We start from the raw sequence: 14,458 nt of genomic DNA on the forward strand, positions 1-14,458 counted from the left end.
CCCCTGATAAGGCGAGTGTTTATTGCGGCAGCTGGCTGTCGAGCCACAGCGCGAGCTTCGCCGCACGCTGCAGGGCATTCACCGAAAGTGTGGCCCCGGTGATGTTGTCGATTCTCCGGTCCAGCTTGCCTTGTTCCAGTGCGGCCTGGTCAAACTGACGGGTAAAGAAGGGGTGGCGAACTTCCCAGCCCCGGGATTCCCGGTAGATCAGTACTCGCAGTGCGGCGATTTTACCGTCTTTGACGCTGATACCAAGGGTAATCGGATGATCCCGGCCAATCACATTGATCACCCAGGATGATTTATCGTCGGCCAGCCAGTAGCGCTGGCGAAAGCCGGGGTCTTCTCCGGACAGGGTCTCGGCCGTTTTTCGCTGGGCGTCATCGAGCCACAACATGGCCGGCGAAGGGACAGAAGGATACTGCTCTGCCAGATAGTCCGGAACAGAAAGATAGACATCTTCCGCCTGAACCCTTGCTGACAGACAGCACAGCAGGGTGAGCATTGCCCACCCTGCCGGCTTCACAAACATGCGTATCAACAAGACTTAAAAGCTCCAGCCAATACCCACGCTAACGTTATCGTCAGCGTCGTTGTCCTTGCCATCATTGTCATAATGAACGTCAGTGTAATCTGCTTTCAGCGCCACACGGGGCACGATCCAGTAGTTCACACCCGCAGTGCTGTCAGTGCGCTCGGTGTTTTCGGCATCGGCACCACCATCATTCCAATCCAGCTCGGTATGACGGGCGAAGACACCAAACTTCTCGGTCAGCTTGTAGGAAACTTCCGCCATCAGGCCGCTCTGCTCTTCCGCCGCTTCCACACCGATGGCATCGTCAAATTCCCACTCAGCGTGCTGCACGGTGAAAGTGGCACCGGCAATGGAATAGCGGGCATGCGCTTCAACCAGAACACCGGAAACGGTATCGAAACCCGGCTCGGCCTGGAATACATCCTGCTGATACTGAACGCTGGCAGCCACATCCAGACCCGGGATACCGGCATAACGAACACGGCCGGTCATGGCACCCTTGTTACCGTTGGCTTCCGCCACCTTCTGGCGACCGCTGCGGATCTTGTTGGGCGTACCACCGGCCTGGAACATGTTCAGGCCGGAGTGGCCGGCGATATCATAGGTCAGACCACCGCCCAGATCCTGACTGAACATGGCACCCGCTTCCCACCAGGTAGCAGGCACAATCTTGCTTTCCAGGTTATTACGCTCAACGCCGTAGAAAGTATCCGGCTCATGGGTTTCATTCAGGATGCCCACCGGCACCAGGAACTGACCCAGGGTCAGCTTGGTGTTGGCCGTGGTGTCGATCTGGATGTAAGCCTGTTCGAGTTCCACCTCGCCCGGCTTGCCGTCGCCAGCCAGGCTGTGCTCCAGCTCGAACTCGGAGAAGAAACGCACTTTTTCGTTGTAGTCATAGCCGAAATACAGCACGAAGCGGTGAGCATCGATCTGGTCGTTCTTGTCACGCTCAGTGTAGTTGTTGTAGTGAATCTCGCCGTAGCCACCGATGCTCAACTTGTCCAGCGGGCTCGTGGAGGAGCCTGTCTCTTTCAGGGATTCAATTTCCTGGGCCAGAATGTCGATTTGCTTCTGCAGATCTTCGGCAGATTGTGCTGCCTGAACAGCAAACGGTGCAGAGGAGATGGCCATGGCCAGTACAGTGCGCTTGAACATGTGTCTTCCTTCCCAAAGTTTGAAGATGAACAATTTCAATGGCGCAGAATCTACTGGAAAACTTAATGGGATTGAAACTAATTCTTAATACGATTTATTGGTTGAGACACTAAAAAACCCGGCATGTGCCGGGTTTTTTAGTGTGAACTCAATTCGATCGGAATCGTAAAAAAATTTAACGAATCCGGTTCACTTCTTATGAAGCTTATTCAGCCTCTGCAGCCGCCTCTTCCACCAGCGTCTTCAGCTGCCCGGCGCGGTACATGTCCATGATGATATCGCAGCCGCCTACCAGCTCGCCCTTCACCCACAGCTGCGGGTAAGTCGGCCAGTTGGCATATTCTTTCAGGGTCTGGCGGATTTCCGGGGCTTCCAGAATGTTCACGTAGGCAAACGGCTTGCCAACGGCAGTCATGGCTTCTACCACCTGGGCAGAAAAACCGCACTGCGGGAATTGCGGGGTCCCCTTCATGTAAAGAATCACCGCATTCTTGCCAATCTGGTCTTTGATGACCTCTAAAACATCCATTACTTCACCTGTATCTCGTTAAATGCCGTTGCGAGCAGCCAGTGCCGACGCGCGGTAGCGGCATTGTATCATTCATTACCCCCATAACCGCCACCTCCGGGTGAGGCAATGCGCAAGCGGTCTCCGGGCCGGGCCACGCCTTCATATTTGGGGGGCAAAGGCTGATTGTTCAAGTGGTTTTCTCCTGCGAGCCCCGCACCACCACCCTGCAATCCCCAGGGACGATGACGGCGGCGCTCGGTGAGCAGGGTAAAGCTGGCCCGCCCCAGAAACGCCAGCTCTCTCACGATGCCATCCCCACCCCGGTGCTTGCCCTCCCCACCGCTGCCACGGCGAATCCGGTATTGCAGTACCCGCAGCGGATAATGGGATTCCAGGCTTTCGATGGGAGTATTCAGGGTGTTGGTCATGTGGGTGTGCACGGCAGACAACCCCGCCCCACTGGCATGCGCACCAGCCCCACCGGCCATGGTTTCGTAGTAATCCCAGCCCTGATCCCCAGTGGCGCCCATGGCCACATTATTCATGGTGCCCTGACTGGCGGCCGGAATAGCCTGTGGGGCCGCCAAGGCCAAAGCACCAAGCACCACATCCACGACCCGGGAGCTGGTTTCCACATTCCCCGCTGCCACCGCGGCCGGACGGCAGGCATTGAGCAGACAGCCTTGCGGCGCAGTGAGACTGATGGGGCGGAACAGGCCATCGCAGGCGGGCACATCATCATCCATCAGGCAACGGAAACAGTAATAGGCAGCGGCGGCGGCCACGGACAACGGGCAATTGATGTTGCCTGTCACCTGAGCAGCCGTACCGGCAAAATCCAGCTGCGCACTATCCCCCCGGATACGTAACATCAGGGTGATGGTAATGTCCTGCTGCCCCTGGCCATCATCGTCCATCACGTCTTCAAAGGGGTAATCGCCATCTGGCAAGGCGGCAAGGCGCGCACGGGCACGCTTCTCCCCGTAGGCATTGAGCGCATCGAATGCCTGTTCAAGCGCTGGCTGGGCATCCGCCAGCTCTGCCAGACGGCGGGCCCCGGCCTCACAGGCACTGGCCTGGGCGGCAAAGTCGCCAAAACGGATATTTTCCACCGGCAAACGAAGGTCATCAGTGGCTTCATCCAGCCCCGCCAGCCTGCGACAAAGGGGAATTTGCCACTGCCCGGCCCTTTTAAGAAGCGTCGGGGCGATCACCAGCCCCTCCTGTTCCAGATGCGTAGAGACCGGCATGGAGCCCGGACTGTGGGCACCGATATTGGCATGATGAGCTCGAGTGACCGCAAACCCCACCAGCTGATCGCAGCGAAATACCGGCGCCACCACAGTCACATCCGGCAAATGGGTACCGCCCAGATAGGGATCGTTCACCACCAGCAAGTCCCCAGACGTCCAGTCACGATCACTGACCAGATCCGCCATGGCATAGGCCATGGAACCCAGATGCACGGGTATATGTGCTGCCTGGGCACAAAGACGACCACGGGCATCAAAGATAGCGCAGGAAAAATCCAGCCGGTCCTTGATGTTCGGCGACAAGGCGCTGAGCCGCAGTACCGCGCCCATTTCGTCACAGATACCGGAAAGGCGATTGGCGAAGATGCTGAGCTGGACAGGATTCATACAGGCAATTAATAGTTAACAGTGGATAGTTAATGGCTAAAAGCATCAACCGGTCGGGACAACAAGCCTAACGTCATTCAAGGCAGACTGTTAACTATTCACACAAATGTGCGCTATTATCGGGAGTTCCCGGCAGCCCCTCGGCTGCCGTTTTTTGTTTCAGTCGGTTCTGAAACAGGCTAATTCGCTTTAACGAGTCAGGGTAATGAGTCAGCAATTTTTGATTCCCACCTACGCACGTCAGCCAGTGGCGTTTGTGCGCGGTGAAGGGGTGTGGCTGTTCGATGAGAACGGCGACAAGTACATGGATGCCATTTCCGGCATCGGGGTCTGCAACCTGGGACACTGCCATCCGGCAGTGAGCCGCACCCTGGCCGAACAGGCCGGGCAGCTGATGCATACCTCCAACCTGTACCGCATTCCTGCCCAGGAAGCCCTGGCTCAGCGACTGTGCGAAATCAGCGGCATGCAACGCGCCTTCTTTTCCAATTCCGGCGCCGAAGCCAACGAAGCGGCGATCAAGATCGCCCGGCTTTACGGCAACCGCAAAAGCATCGCCAAACCCACTGTCATCGTCATGGAAGGCAGCTTCCATGGCCGTACCATGGCGACCCTGTCTGCCACCGGCAACAGCAAGGTGCAGGAAGGCTTTGCCCCGCTGCTGGAAGGCTTCGTCCGTGTCCCGTTCAATGACACCGACGCCATTGCCGCCCTGGCCGACAATCAGAATATCGTTGCCGTACTGGTGGAACCGGTGCAGGGCGAAGGCGGGATCAACATCCCCGATACCGGCTACCTTCAGGCCTTGCGCCAGCTATGCGATCAGCATGACTGGCTGCTGATGCTGGATGAAATCCAGTCCGGCAACGGCCGGACCGGCCATTATTTCGCCTACATGGGCGACAATGTGGTGCCAGATGTACTGACCACCGCCAAGGGACTGGGCAATGGTTTCCCCATTGGCGCCTGCCTGGTGGCCGGCAAGGCTGAAGACGTATTTGGCCCGGGCACCCATGGCAGCACCTACGGCGGCAACCCGCTGGGCTGCGCCACAGCGCTCACCGTGGTCAACACCCTCACTGATGATGTGGTCGACGGCGTGGCCGCGAAAGGCGAACAACTGAAAGCGGCTTTCCTGTCCGCCCTGGCAGATGTTCCCCTGGTCACCGAAATTCGTCAGAAAGGCCTGATGCTCGGCATCCAGCTTGATCGCCCCTGTGGCGAACTGGTCAACAGCGCCCGCGAAGCGGGCTTGCTGATCAATGTCACCGCCGGTTCAGTAGTGCGCCTGCTGCCTCCGCTGGTGATTTCCGAAGCAGAAATGCACACCCTGGTGGAATCGCTCTCTGCTGTCATTCGTACCTTTGCCAATGCACAGGAGGTCGCATGAGTCGGCATTTCCTGACCCTCAATGACCTGACACCGGACGAGCTGGGCTACCTGATTCAGCGCGCCATTGAACTGAAAACCATGCTCCGCAATGGCCAGAGCCATGAACCGCTCAAAGGCAAAACCCTGGGCATGATTTTCGAGAAGTCATCCACCCGCACCCGGGTGTCCTTTGAAGTGGCCATGACCCAGTTTGGCGGCGCCAGCATTTTTCTGTCGCCCCGCGATACCCAGCTGGGCCGCGGCGAACCCATTGAGGATTCCGCACGGGTTCTGTCCCGCATGGTCGATGCAGTGATGATCCGCACCTTCGATCACGCCACGGTAGAAACCTTCGCCGCACATTCTTCCGTACCGGTGATCAATGCCCTCACCGATGATTTCCACCCCTGCCAGCTGCTGGCCGACATGCAGACCTTCGTGGAGCATCGAGGCAGCATCCAGGGCAAGAAAGTGGTGTGGGTAGGCGACGGCAACAACATGTGTGCCAGCTACATGAATGCTGCCCGCCAGTTTGATTTCGATCTGGTAATCAGCTGCCCCAGCGGCTTCTCACCGGACGAAGACCTGCTCAGCCGCTGCACCGATCGCGTGACTCTGGAGCCCGACGTACGCACGGCCGTGAAGGGCGCCCATCTGGTGGTCACCGATGTGTGGGCTTCAATGGGCCAGGAAGAAGAACAGCAGGCCCGCATGAGTGCCTTCGAAGGTTTCCAGGTCACCCCGGAGCTGATGGACCTGGCCGACCCGGAAGCCCTGTTCATGCACTGCCTGCCCGCCCACCGCGGCGAGGAAGTCAGCCATGAAATGATGGAAGATCCCCGTGCCGTTGTCTGGGATGAAGCGGAAAATCGCCTGCACGCGCAAAAGGCCCTGCTGGAATTTCTGCTCACCGGGCAGCATTGATGCTAATGCTTCACGCACCATGCAATACGCATCACGGGGACATTTTCCCGTGTTGCATGCAGCGTGAAACCGGGAGCCCACAACCGTGAAAGACGCATTGCTCAGTATCGAAAATCTGGCCTGCGGCTACCATCAGCAGGCGGTGGTGAAAGACCTGGGTCTGTCGCTGGCTGCGGGGGAAATTGCCTGTCTGCTGGGCCCCAGCGGCTGCGGCAAGACCACCACCCTGCGTGCCATTGCCGGGCTGGAACCCGTCACCGCTGGCAGCATTCGCATCCAGAACAAACTGGTGTCCTCTGCCAGTGAGCAGCTGCCACCGGAACAGCGAGGCCTGGGCATGGTGTTTCAGGAACATGCCCTGTTCCCGCACCTGACCGTAGCCGACAACGTGGCCTTCGGTCTACGCAAGCTGGCTCCGGACGAACGCGCCCGCCGGGTCAGCGAATGCCTGGGGCGGGTTCGCCTGGAAGGCATGGAACAGCGGTACCCCCATGAATTGTCCGGCGGCCAGCAACAGCGTGTGGCCCTTGCCCGCGCCCTGGCCCCGCGCCCTGCCCTGCTGCTGCTGGATGAGCCCTTCGCCAGCCTGGACCTGGATCTGCGACGCCAGCTGGCTCGCGAGTTGGGCGACATCCTGCGCGAAGAAAATGTCACCACACTGATGGTTACCCACGATCAGGAAGAAGCCTTTGCCCTGGCGGACCGGGTGGGCGTGATGCGTGACGGCAAGCTGGAACAGTGGGATACGCCCTACAGCATCTACCATGCCCCGGCGAACCGTTTCGTGGCGGAATTTGCCGGCTACGGTGTCTTCCTGCGCGGTGAAGTCACCGACCGGCACAGCGTCACCACCAGCCTGGGGGAGCTCACCGGCCGCCATCAGGACAATCTGGTGCCCGGCAGTACCGTGGATGTGCTGCTACGCCCGGAAGACATCGTCGCCGATGAAACCGCGCCCCTGGCACTTCCCGTTACCCGCCGCCAGTTCACCGGCGCCAGCATCCTCTATCACCTGCGCATCAGCGCCTCGGAAACCCTGCTCTGCCAGACCGACAGCCACACCAACGTGCTGGAAGGCGACACCTTGCATGTGAGATTGGGGACCAAGCATCTGGTGTCCTTCGCAATTAATAATGAATAATTAATAGTTAATAATTCGCGATTAAAGACCTTCATTATCAAACGCAGAAGGCTGCGCCCAAAGTCTGGACGCAGCCTTCTGGATTTCATAACCCACGAGCACCCGCCCGCGAACTATTAATTATTCACTGTTAACTATTAATTGCTTTTCAAGCCACCTGACTCTGGTTACGGCCGGAACTTTTGGCCTTGTAGAGGCCCCGGTCTGCGCGGTTGAGAATATCATCGATGGATTCCTTGTCCCGGTAGGCGGCAACGCCTACGGACAGGCTCACCGAGACCGGGCCGCCTTCCTGAACAAATTGCTCCTCTCTCCAGCGCTTGCGCAGGCGTTCCGCCACCAGCAAAGCGCCCTCTTCGTCACTCTGCGGCAGGATCAGCAGAAACTCCTCACCACCAAGCCGGCCGAAATAGTCACCGTCGCGCATGTCTGCTAAGACCACCTGGGAAAAGCGCCGTAGCACCCTGTCACCCCATTCATGGCCGAAGCGATCATTGATTTGCTTGAAATGATCCAGGTCCACATAGCAGACGGAAAACGGCACCCGCTTGCGATCTGCCAGGGCTTTTTGCCGATCCAGAATTTCCAGTAGATGGCGGCGATTAAACAAGCCGGTAAGGTCATCGCGAATGGCCATTTCCCTTACCTGTTCAAGCCCCTTGGCCAGTTCACGGTTCTTGTCGGAAAGATCATTGCGCAGGCGATTGATGCTGCCACCGGTAATGGCGAAGCTGATGGAAATCATGGTGAAGACCAACCATTGCAGCGCTTCTACCGAAAAACTCAACTGTACCCAGCGATCATCCAGCGCCAACCACAGCATGATCGCGTAAGCCGCGCTGGAAAGCATCGCCACCCCGACCATCACCTTGCCACTGAGCTTGAAGGACACCAGCAGCAAGATAGCAAAGAACAGGGTAACCACACTGAGGCGGAATTCATCCACGTAATACCCGGAGACGGCAAACACCACAATGCAATAAATGATCAGCGGCAACGACAGTGATGGCTCACGAAAACGCAGGGTCAGGCCACTGCCCAACAGCAACAGGTAACCCGACATGGTGACCCAAACCCCAACCAGCAGGACAGTGCCCCATTCCGGCGAAATACGGAATTCACCCATGCGGTAGTAGACCATGCACAACAGGGTATGCATGGCCATGATCGCCACCGCGGAGCGGCCATGGCGCTTGAGCAAGCGGGTTTCGTTGAACGTCAGGTGTTCCGCCTGACGCAGCTCGCTATTCATGGCTGGGGCTCCACCACCAGTTTGTCTCGGCCACTATCCTTGGCGCGGTACAGGGCCTCATCCGCCCTGCGAATAATCTGTGCCGGCGTCTCCCCCGGAGCCAGCATGGCCAGCCCGGCAGACAGGGTGACATTCAAGTCCGGCGCTTCTGCAAAACGCTGGCTGCGCATACCCATCAAGATACCTTCCACCAGATGCATGGCCTCTTGTTGATCACTGACCGGCAACACCAGCATGAACTCTTCTCCGCCCAACCTTGCAGCAAAGTCCTGCCCACCAAGATGACGGGTCACCACTTCCGCAAAGCGTTGCAGCACCAGATCTCCCACACCATGGCCATACTGATCATTAATACGCTTGAAGAAATCAAGGTCGGCGTAAACGACCCCCAGGGTGAAGGCACCGCGGGAGGCCTGGCCACAGGCCTTGCCCAGCAATTCCATGGCATGGCGGCGACGATAGAAACCGGTCAGCTCATCCTTGACCGCCATATCATGAATACGCTCGACCACCTCAGCCAGCTGGCTGTTTCGTTTGCCCAACAAAGCACGGATGGTGGAGATCTCAGCGGCCAGCAATGCCACCGCCATGACCATGACCGCAAACAACCCCCATTGAATCCATTCGCCCTGCACATCCACCACTTCCGGCCAGTAAACCCAGACCACACCCAGCACTATGGCATAACCCAGCACACAATAAACGGCCAGGAAGATGAACTGGCGCAAGGACGCTTGCAGCACACCTAACTGAACGATGGCGAAAAAGATCAGCATGACGCACAGACGCACCTGGTCTACCACTGCCGCGGTGGCCAGCAACCCGGTGGTAGACCAGACCATCAGCGGCAGAATCATGGCGGGTTCCGCCAGACGACGGTTCAGCCCCAGCAACATGAACGCCACAAACACGGCATGCCCCGTCCAGATAATGGAAAACAGGGCAATGAAGAGGGAGTCGCCGCCACGGAAAAAATCCAGCTGCAAGGCAATCCAGCAGAGCAGGGTATGCGCACTCCCACCCATGACGATGGCAAACAGCACTCGGCGAACACGTTGTGACTGCAGGGTTGCCGCATGCAAGGACAAAGACTGATCCATTCGGGTACCTGGTTTTGCGCGGCACACTCACCCTCATAACCGCCGCACATGTTGACTATTTAGTATTATTGTTGAGTCAATTCTAATACTAAATGACTACTACGTCACAGTTTTACTGTCGACCCAAACACACCGCCCATCGCCAATACCCGCCTCTACGACCTGGCAAGCGTCTGATTTATTGATGAAAAAACGAACCGCCCGACTATTCCTTGCGCACCCGAGCGACCGCATCCCGCCAGCCGGCATAGCGCCGCTGACGCTCCTCTTCCTCAAGGGCCGGAGTAAATTCACGCTCGCAGCGCCACTGGCCCGCAATAGCATCCAGTGATGGATACAGACCACAGCCAAGCCCTGCCAAATAGGCCGCACCCAACGCCGTGGTTTCGGTGACCACCGGGCGGTCCACACACACACCCAGTACGTCGGAGAGGGTCTGGCTCAGCCAGTTATTGACCACCATTCCGCCATCCACTCGCAAGGTGGTCGGTCGGGTACCGCAATCTGCGGCCATGGCATCAAGCAGGTCACGGGACTGGTAACACACCGCTTCCAGCCCGGCGGTCACCACTTCGGCAATACCGGTATCCCGGGTCAGGCCCAGCAAGGCGCCGCGGGCATGGGGATCCCACCAGGGCGCGCCCAAACCGGTGAAGGCCGGCACCAGGTACACGCCACCAGCTGAACCTGCACGGCGAGCCAGCGCCTCGGTTTCGCTGGCATCGGAAATCAGTTTGAGGCCATCGCGCAACCACTGAATGGCCGCACCTGCCACAAAGATGGAGCCTTCCAGCGCATAGGTTGTCTTGCCATTGAGGCGATAGCCCACCGTAGTCAACAGACGATTCTCGGAAATCACCGCCTCGCCCGTGTTCATGACCATGAAGCAACCCGTACCGTAGGTGCTCTTCACCATGCCCGGCGAAAAACAGGCCTGCCCGACCAGCGCCGCCTGCTGATCGCCGGCAATACCACACACCGGTACCGCTGCACCCAGCAGCTCCGGGCAGGTCTTGCCGAAATCACCGGCGCTGTCACGTACCTCTGGCAGCACGCCAGCCGGCACATTGAACAAGGCCAACAGCTCTTCATCCCACTGCTGGGTATGGATGTTGAACAACAGGGTACGCGAAGCGTTGGTGGCATCGGTGGCATGCACCTTGCCGCGGGTCAGCTGCCACAACAGCCAACTGTCGATGGTGCCGAAGGCCAGCTCACCTGCCTCGGCACGCTGGCGAGCGCCAGGGGTGTTGTCGAGTAACCAGGCCAACTTGGTGGCAGAGAAATAGGGGTCCAGCAGCAAGCCCGTCTTTGCCTGCACGTTATCTTCGTGTCCAGCCTCGCGAAGTGTCTGGCAGGTGGCCGCCGTTCGGCGATCCTGCCAGACAATCGCCCGCGCCAGCGGATCACCGGTTTCCCGATCCCACAGCACGGTCGTTTCCCGCTGATTGGTAATGCCGATGGCCGCCAGTTGCTGCGCTTCAATATGCGCATTGCGCAGGGCTTCGCGGCACAGGGTCAGGGTATCGTTCCAGATTTCCTTGGCATCATGCTCTACCCAGCCATCCTGCGGAAAATGCTGACCGAATTCTTTCTGGGCCTGCCCCACCGCACGACCATCACCGTCAAACACAATGGCGCGTGAACTGGTGGTGCCCTGATCGATGGAAAGAATATATGACATGATTCGGCTCACCCTGTTATCAGTATTGACGGGGATCAGACAGACATCCCGATGCTATCGGGGGGCGCATTTTAACCGAAGGCCTTTCGGCAAATTACACCATAACGGACAATCTTATGGACAAAGCCGGACGCAGGGCGTCCCTGACGCAAGTTGAGTTGAAAGTTTAAAGTTCAAAATTGAAACGCGGATCAGGTCACTGTGTTCTGCCACCCACAGCCCGCAATTAACGCCAAGGGCGCGGGCTCCACTGTGCAAAACAGGCAGCATCGCCCGCGCTTTTCAACCTTCAACTTTCAACTCGTAGCTCGTAGCTTCAGTTTACCCGCCCCAGCACATGCTGCCCCTGCTGGGTTGCCGGCAGCGTCACGGTGAAACGTGCACCGCCTTCCGGGCTTTCAGCCACGAAGATATCACCACCATGCCAGTCCACAATTCGCTTGACGATGGACAGCCCAAGTCCGTAGCCGCCGCTGGCGCGATGGCGGCTCTTGTCCAGCCGGGCAAAGGGCTTGAATACCCGCTCACGCTCATGCTCGGGAATACCTGGGCCATCATCATCCACATTCACAGTGATACGATCTGCATCAGCATGAACACGCATGACTATCGAAGAGGACGCATAACGCAGTGCGTTGGTCACCAGATTTTGCAGCACCCGGTGCAGGTAACGCTCCTCGGCTTCCACTTCCAGCAGCGGAGACTCACTTTCCACCGAGATACGGGTCACACCGCGGATGGTTTCCATCTCATCACGGAGCTGATCGCACAGCTCGGTCACGTTCACTGGCTTGAATTCGATATTGGGAGTGCCCTGCTCAAGGCGGGCGTAGGTAAGAATTTCATCAATCAGTTGATCGAGCTGTTCGATATCATGATCAAGAGCATTGAGCTTTTCGCGGCGCAATTCCGCCGACTCGATATCCGCCAACATCTCCAGGCCAAAACGCAGACGCGCCACCGGCGTTCGCAGTTCATGGCTCACCGCCCGTGTCATTTCACGCTGCGACTCAATCAGACGGCGAATGTGCGCAGTCATGCCGTTAAACGTGGCTGCAACCTGGCCGATGGCGTCATTACCCTCGATATTGGCATACGCGCCCAAATCACCAGACCCCAGCTGACTGACCGCCCTGTCCAGCTGCTTGAGGCGCCGCTGCAACGGGCTCACCTGTAAATAGGTAGCCAGCGCCACCGCCAGCAGACTGAGCACCCCCGCCACCAGCAGTAGCTCAATGGGAAACTGATCAAACAGAGAGAGAGGGCCGATCACCAGCAGCTTGCCGGTCTGCGCCACAGGGGCATAGATACGGATGCTGGAAGCACTGCCGGAGCTGTCGTCCAGGGCAATCACCACCTCGCGGCGATTGAGACGTTGCTCCTGTTCCGCATCCAGCTCCAGCGCGTCCCGGTCTACCATAGAGAGATCGTAGCCAAAGTACTGCTTGAGACTGGCCAGCGCCCCCTCCCATTCTTCTTCCGGAAAATGGGACAGATGATTGAGGATCAGTACCGCCGTAGCCCGGGCCTGCTGCTCGGACACCTTGGTCATGCGGGTGACGATATAGGCATCTTCACCGGGGAGTTGAAACAGAATGTCGGCAAACCCTTCAGCATCGTTCAGCCGCATCACCACCAGGCCTTCGCTCAGGTGTAGCGCTTCCCGATAGCCCAGATTCAGTGTCTCCGCATCCTCAAGACCGATCGGCGCACCGAACAACTGGGTCAGCACCTTGCTCCAGCGGTCACGCTCTTCAGACTCATAACGCTGATATCCTTCTGCCATGAGGTAGAAGGTCCCCCGGGCCATTTCTTCCCGGTAGATATCAGAGCGATATTGGTTGACCAGCTGGACGGATGCATAAGTGATGGCGCCGATAAAACACAACGCCATCAACAGCCCGCCATAGAGCCGCAGAAAAATACTATTCAAAGGTCACCCAGCGTCACGACGCGGCGAAAACTCAGGCCGCGCCGATTTCCTTGACGAACAAATAGCCCTTGGAGCGCACCGTCTTGATACGCTTCGGGTTTTCCGGATCATCGCCCACCTTGGGACGGATGCGGGAAATCCTCACGTCGATGGAGCGATCCTGCCCATCGTACTGAATGCCTCGCAGCTTCTCGAAAATGGTTTCCCGCGACAGCACCGTGCCAGCGTTGGAGGCCAGCAGCCAGAGCAGATCGTATTCTGCGCTGGTCAGGTCCACTGACTCCCCTGCCAGGGTCACTTCGCGGGCCGAGTTGTCGATTACCAGTGCACCAAATTCCAGTCGCGCCGGCGAGTTGTCTCGCTCGTTATCGGTTTCCACCCGACGCAGCAAGGCACGAATTCGAGCCAGCAGCACCCGGGGCTTTACCGGTTTGGCCACATAATCATCTGCGCCCATTTCCAGACCGAGCACCTGATCCATGTCATCCGTTCGCGCGGTCAGCATCAGGATAGGATTCTTGTAGGCACTGCGTACTTCCCGGCATACCGTCAGGCCATCGGCACCCGGCAACATCAGATCCAGCACCACCAGGTCTGGCTGTTCAGCACGAATACGACGAATCGCTTCCTCACCATCGCTGACGACAGTGACATGAAGACCATTGGCTTGAAGATATTCACAGGTAAGATCGGCAAGACGTTCGTCATCTTCCACGATCATGATGGCTGGCGGGTTATCCTGCACCGTTGTCATCCCGTCCTTATCCTTATCGATTTGTATCGTTATTGTCGTTTCCTGTCAGGACCAACCCGGTCACTGTCAAAAACGTATCCCTATCGCACGTTTATACGCATACGCACCGCCCACGGCAACCTTGTAAACGTCGCACTTCTGTTCGAACAACGTTCACAGCGCAATTCCCCCGTTGACAAACACAAGATCTAGTAACGGCGCGCACCGCAGTGGGGCCGGCAAATTGCACCCACATTGCTCCACAAGTTATCCACAAAATTTCCCCAGGCGAAGTGCTTGCAAAACGGCGAGAGCAACTATAACTTGTACTCAATCCCAGCGGCGACCCCAATATGTTGGGTTTCTGTTAAACCGCCGCCCCCTAGTCGCCAGACTAACAACAATGGCAAAAAGTGCCCGCCGATCAGCAATTTAGCGGCACCAAGGCACTCAGGGAACGGTAGCGCGTCATGGAT

12 protein-coding genes are annotated in these 14,458 nt (G+C 57.9%); 3 read left to right on the plus strand and 9 right to left on the minus strand.

Translation table 11 applies throughout. The features are described 5' to 3' along the window. Positions 1-19 precede the first annotated feature (19 nt). The 4 genes from GQF00_RS05395 to GQF00_RS05410 form a co-directional block, all read right to left on the minus strand. Positions 20-544, minus strand: a complete 525-nt coding sequence (locus GQF00_RS05395) for an FMN-binding protein (protein WP_161318140.1) — start codon at positions 542-544, stop codon at positions 20-22. 3 nt (positions 545-547) lie between these two features. Then, positions 548-1,693, minus strand: a complete 1,146-nt coding sequence (locus GQF00_RS05400; protein WP_161318141.1) for a porin — start codon at positions 1,691-1,693, stop codon at positions 548-550. A 205-nt stretch (positions 1,694-1,898) separates the two neighbouring features. Further along, on the minus strand, positions 1,899-2,222 hold the full coding sequence (gene grxD / locus GQF00_RS05405; protein WP_161318142.1) for a Grx4 family monothiol glutaredoxin: 324 nt from the start codon (positions 2,220-2,222) through the stop codon (positions 1,899-1,901). A gap of 68 nt (positions 2,223-2,290) precedes the next feature. Continuing rightward, complete coding sequence (locus tag GQF00_RS05410) at positions 2,291-3,844, minus strand: hydantoinase B/oxoprolinase family protein (protein WP_161318143.1); 1,554 nt, start codon at positions 3,842-3,844, stop codon at positions 2,291-2,293. Positions 3,845-4,049: 205 nt separating this feature from the next. On the opposite strand from GQF00_RS05410, the gene GQF00_RS05415 reads away from it, so the two are divergent. The 3 genes from GQF00_RS05415 to GQF00_RS05425 all read left to right on the plus strand — a co-directional run bounded on the left by GQF00_RS05415 (position 4,050) and on the right by GQF00_RS05425 (position 7,280). Continuing rightward, on the plus strand, positions 4,050-5,234 hold the full coding sequence (locus tag GQF00_RS05415; protein ID WP_161318144.1) for an aspartate aminotransferase family protein: 1,185 nt from the start codon (positions 4,050-4,052) through the stop codon (positions 5,232-5,234). Then, on the plus strand, positions 5,231-6,139 hold the full coding sequence (gene argF, locus GQF00_RS05420) for an ornithine carbamoyltransferase (protein WP_161318145.1): 909 nt from the start codon (positions 5,231-5,233) through the stop codon (positions 6,137-6,139). Before GQF00_RS05415 ends, argF begins: the two co-directional genes overlap by 4 nt. 85 nt (positions 6,140-6,224) lie before the next feature. Next, positions 6,225-7,280, plus strand: a complete 1,056-nt coding sequence (locus tag GQF00_RS05425) for an ABC transporter ATP-binding protein (protein WP_161318146.1) — start codon at positions 6,225-6,227, stop codon at positions 7,278-7,280. A gap of 148 nt (positions 7,281-7,428) precedes the next feature. On the opposite strand, the gene GQF00_RS05430 is transcribed toward GQF00_RS05425, so the two are convergent. From GQF00_RS05430 to GQF00_RS05450, 5 genes are all read right to left on the minus strand, one after another. Beyond that, entirely contained in the window at positions 7,429-8,532 is a 1,104-nt protein-coding gene (locus GQF00_RS05430) for a GGDEF domain-containing protein (protein ID WP_161318147.1), read from the minus strand. Then, positions 8,529-9,632 (minus strand): diguanylate cyclase, encoded by a 1,104-nt coding sequence (locus GQF00_RS05435; protein ID WP_161318148.1) that lies wholly within the window; start codon positions 9,630-9,632, stop codon positions 8,529-8,531. The genes GQF00_RS05430 and GQF00_RS05435 overlap by 4 nt, the downstream gene beginning before the upstream one ends. Before the next feature lie 205 nt (positions 9,633-9,837). After that, complete coding sequence (gene glpK / locus GQF00_RS05440; protein ID WP_202560394.1) at positions 9,838-11,316, minus strand: glycerol kinase GlpK; 1,479 nt, start codon at positions 11,314-11,316, stop codon at positions 9,838-9,840. A gap of 316 nt (positions 11,317-11,632) precedes the next feature. Beyond that, positions 11,633-13,249 carry an ATP-binding protein gene (locus GQF00_RS05445; RefSeq protein ID WP_161318149.1) on the minus strand — a complete coding sequence of 539 codons (1,617 nt, stop codon included), beginning with the start codon at positions 13,247-13,249 and terminating at the stop codon, positions 11,633-11,635. Between the two features lie 31 nt (positions 13,250-13,280). Beyond that, a complete protein-coding gene (locus tag GQF00_RS05450; protein ID WP_161318150.1) occupies positions 13,281-14,003 on the minus strand; it encodes a response regulator in 723 nt (240 codons plus the stop codon). Positions 14,004-14,458: the final 455 nt, after the last annotated feature.

It is taken from the genome of Alcanivorax sp. DP30 (assembly GCF_009882945.1).
In the GTDB taxonomy this organism is placed as follows: Bacteria; Pseudomonadota; Gammaproteobacteria; order Pseudomonadales; family Alcanivoracaceae; genus Alcanivorax.

What these genes read in the sequence shown, in the direction of transcription:
- GQF00_RS05400 (WP_161318141.1), bottom strand. Translation starts at nt 1,693, where the DNA reads ATGTTCAAGCGCACTGTACTGGCCATGGCCATCTCCTCTGCACCGTTT.
- grxD (WP_161318142.1), bottom strand. Translation starts at nt 2,222, where the DNA reads ATGGATGTTTTAGAGGTCATCAAAGACCAGATTGGCAAGAATGCGGTG.
- GQF00_RS05410 (WP_161318143.1), bottom strand. Translation starts at nt 3,844, where the DNA reads ATGAATCCTGTCCAGCTCAGCATCTTCGCCAATCGCCTTTCCGGTATC.
- GQF00_RS05415 (WP_161318144.1), top strand. Translation starts at nt 4,050, where the DNA reads ATGAGTCAGCAATTTTTGATTCCCACCTACGCACGTCAGCCAGTGGCG.
- argF (WP_161318145.1), top strand. Translation starts at nt 5,231, where the DNA reads ATGAGTCGGCATTTCCTGACCCTCAATGACCTGACACCGGACGAGCTG.
- GQF00_RS05430 (WP_161318147.1), bottom strand. Translation starts at nt 8,532, where the DNA reads ATGAATAGCGAGCTGCGTCAGGCGGAACACCTGACGTTCAACGAAACC.
- GQF00_RS05435 (WP_161318148.1), bottom strand. Translation starts at nt 9,632, where the DNA reads ATGGATCAGTCTTTGTCCTTGCATGCGGCAACCCTGCAGTCACAACGT.
- glpK (WP_202560394.1), bottom strand. Translation starts at nt 11,316, where the DNA reads ATGTCATATATTCTTTCCATCGATCAGGGCACCACCAGTTCACGCGCC.
- GQF00_RS05450 (WP_161318150.1), bottom strand. Translation starts at nt 14,003, where the DNA reads ATGACAACGGTGCAGGATAACCCGCCAGCCATCATGATCGTGGAAGAT.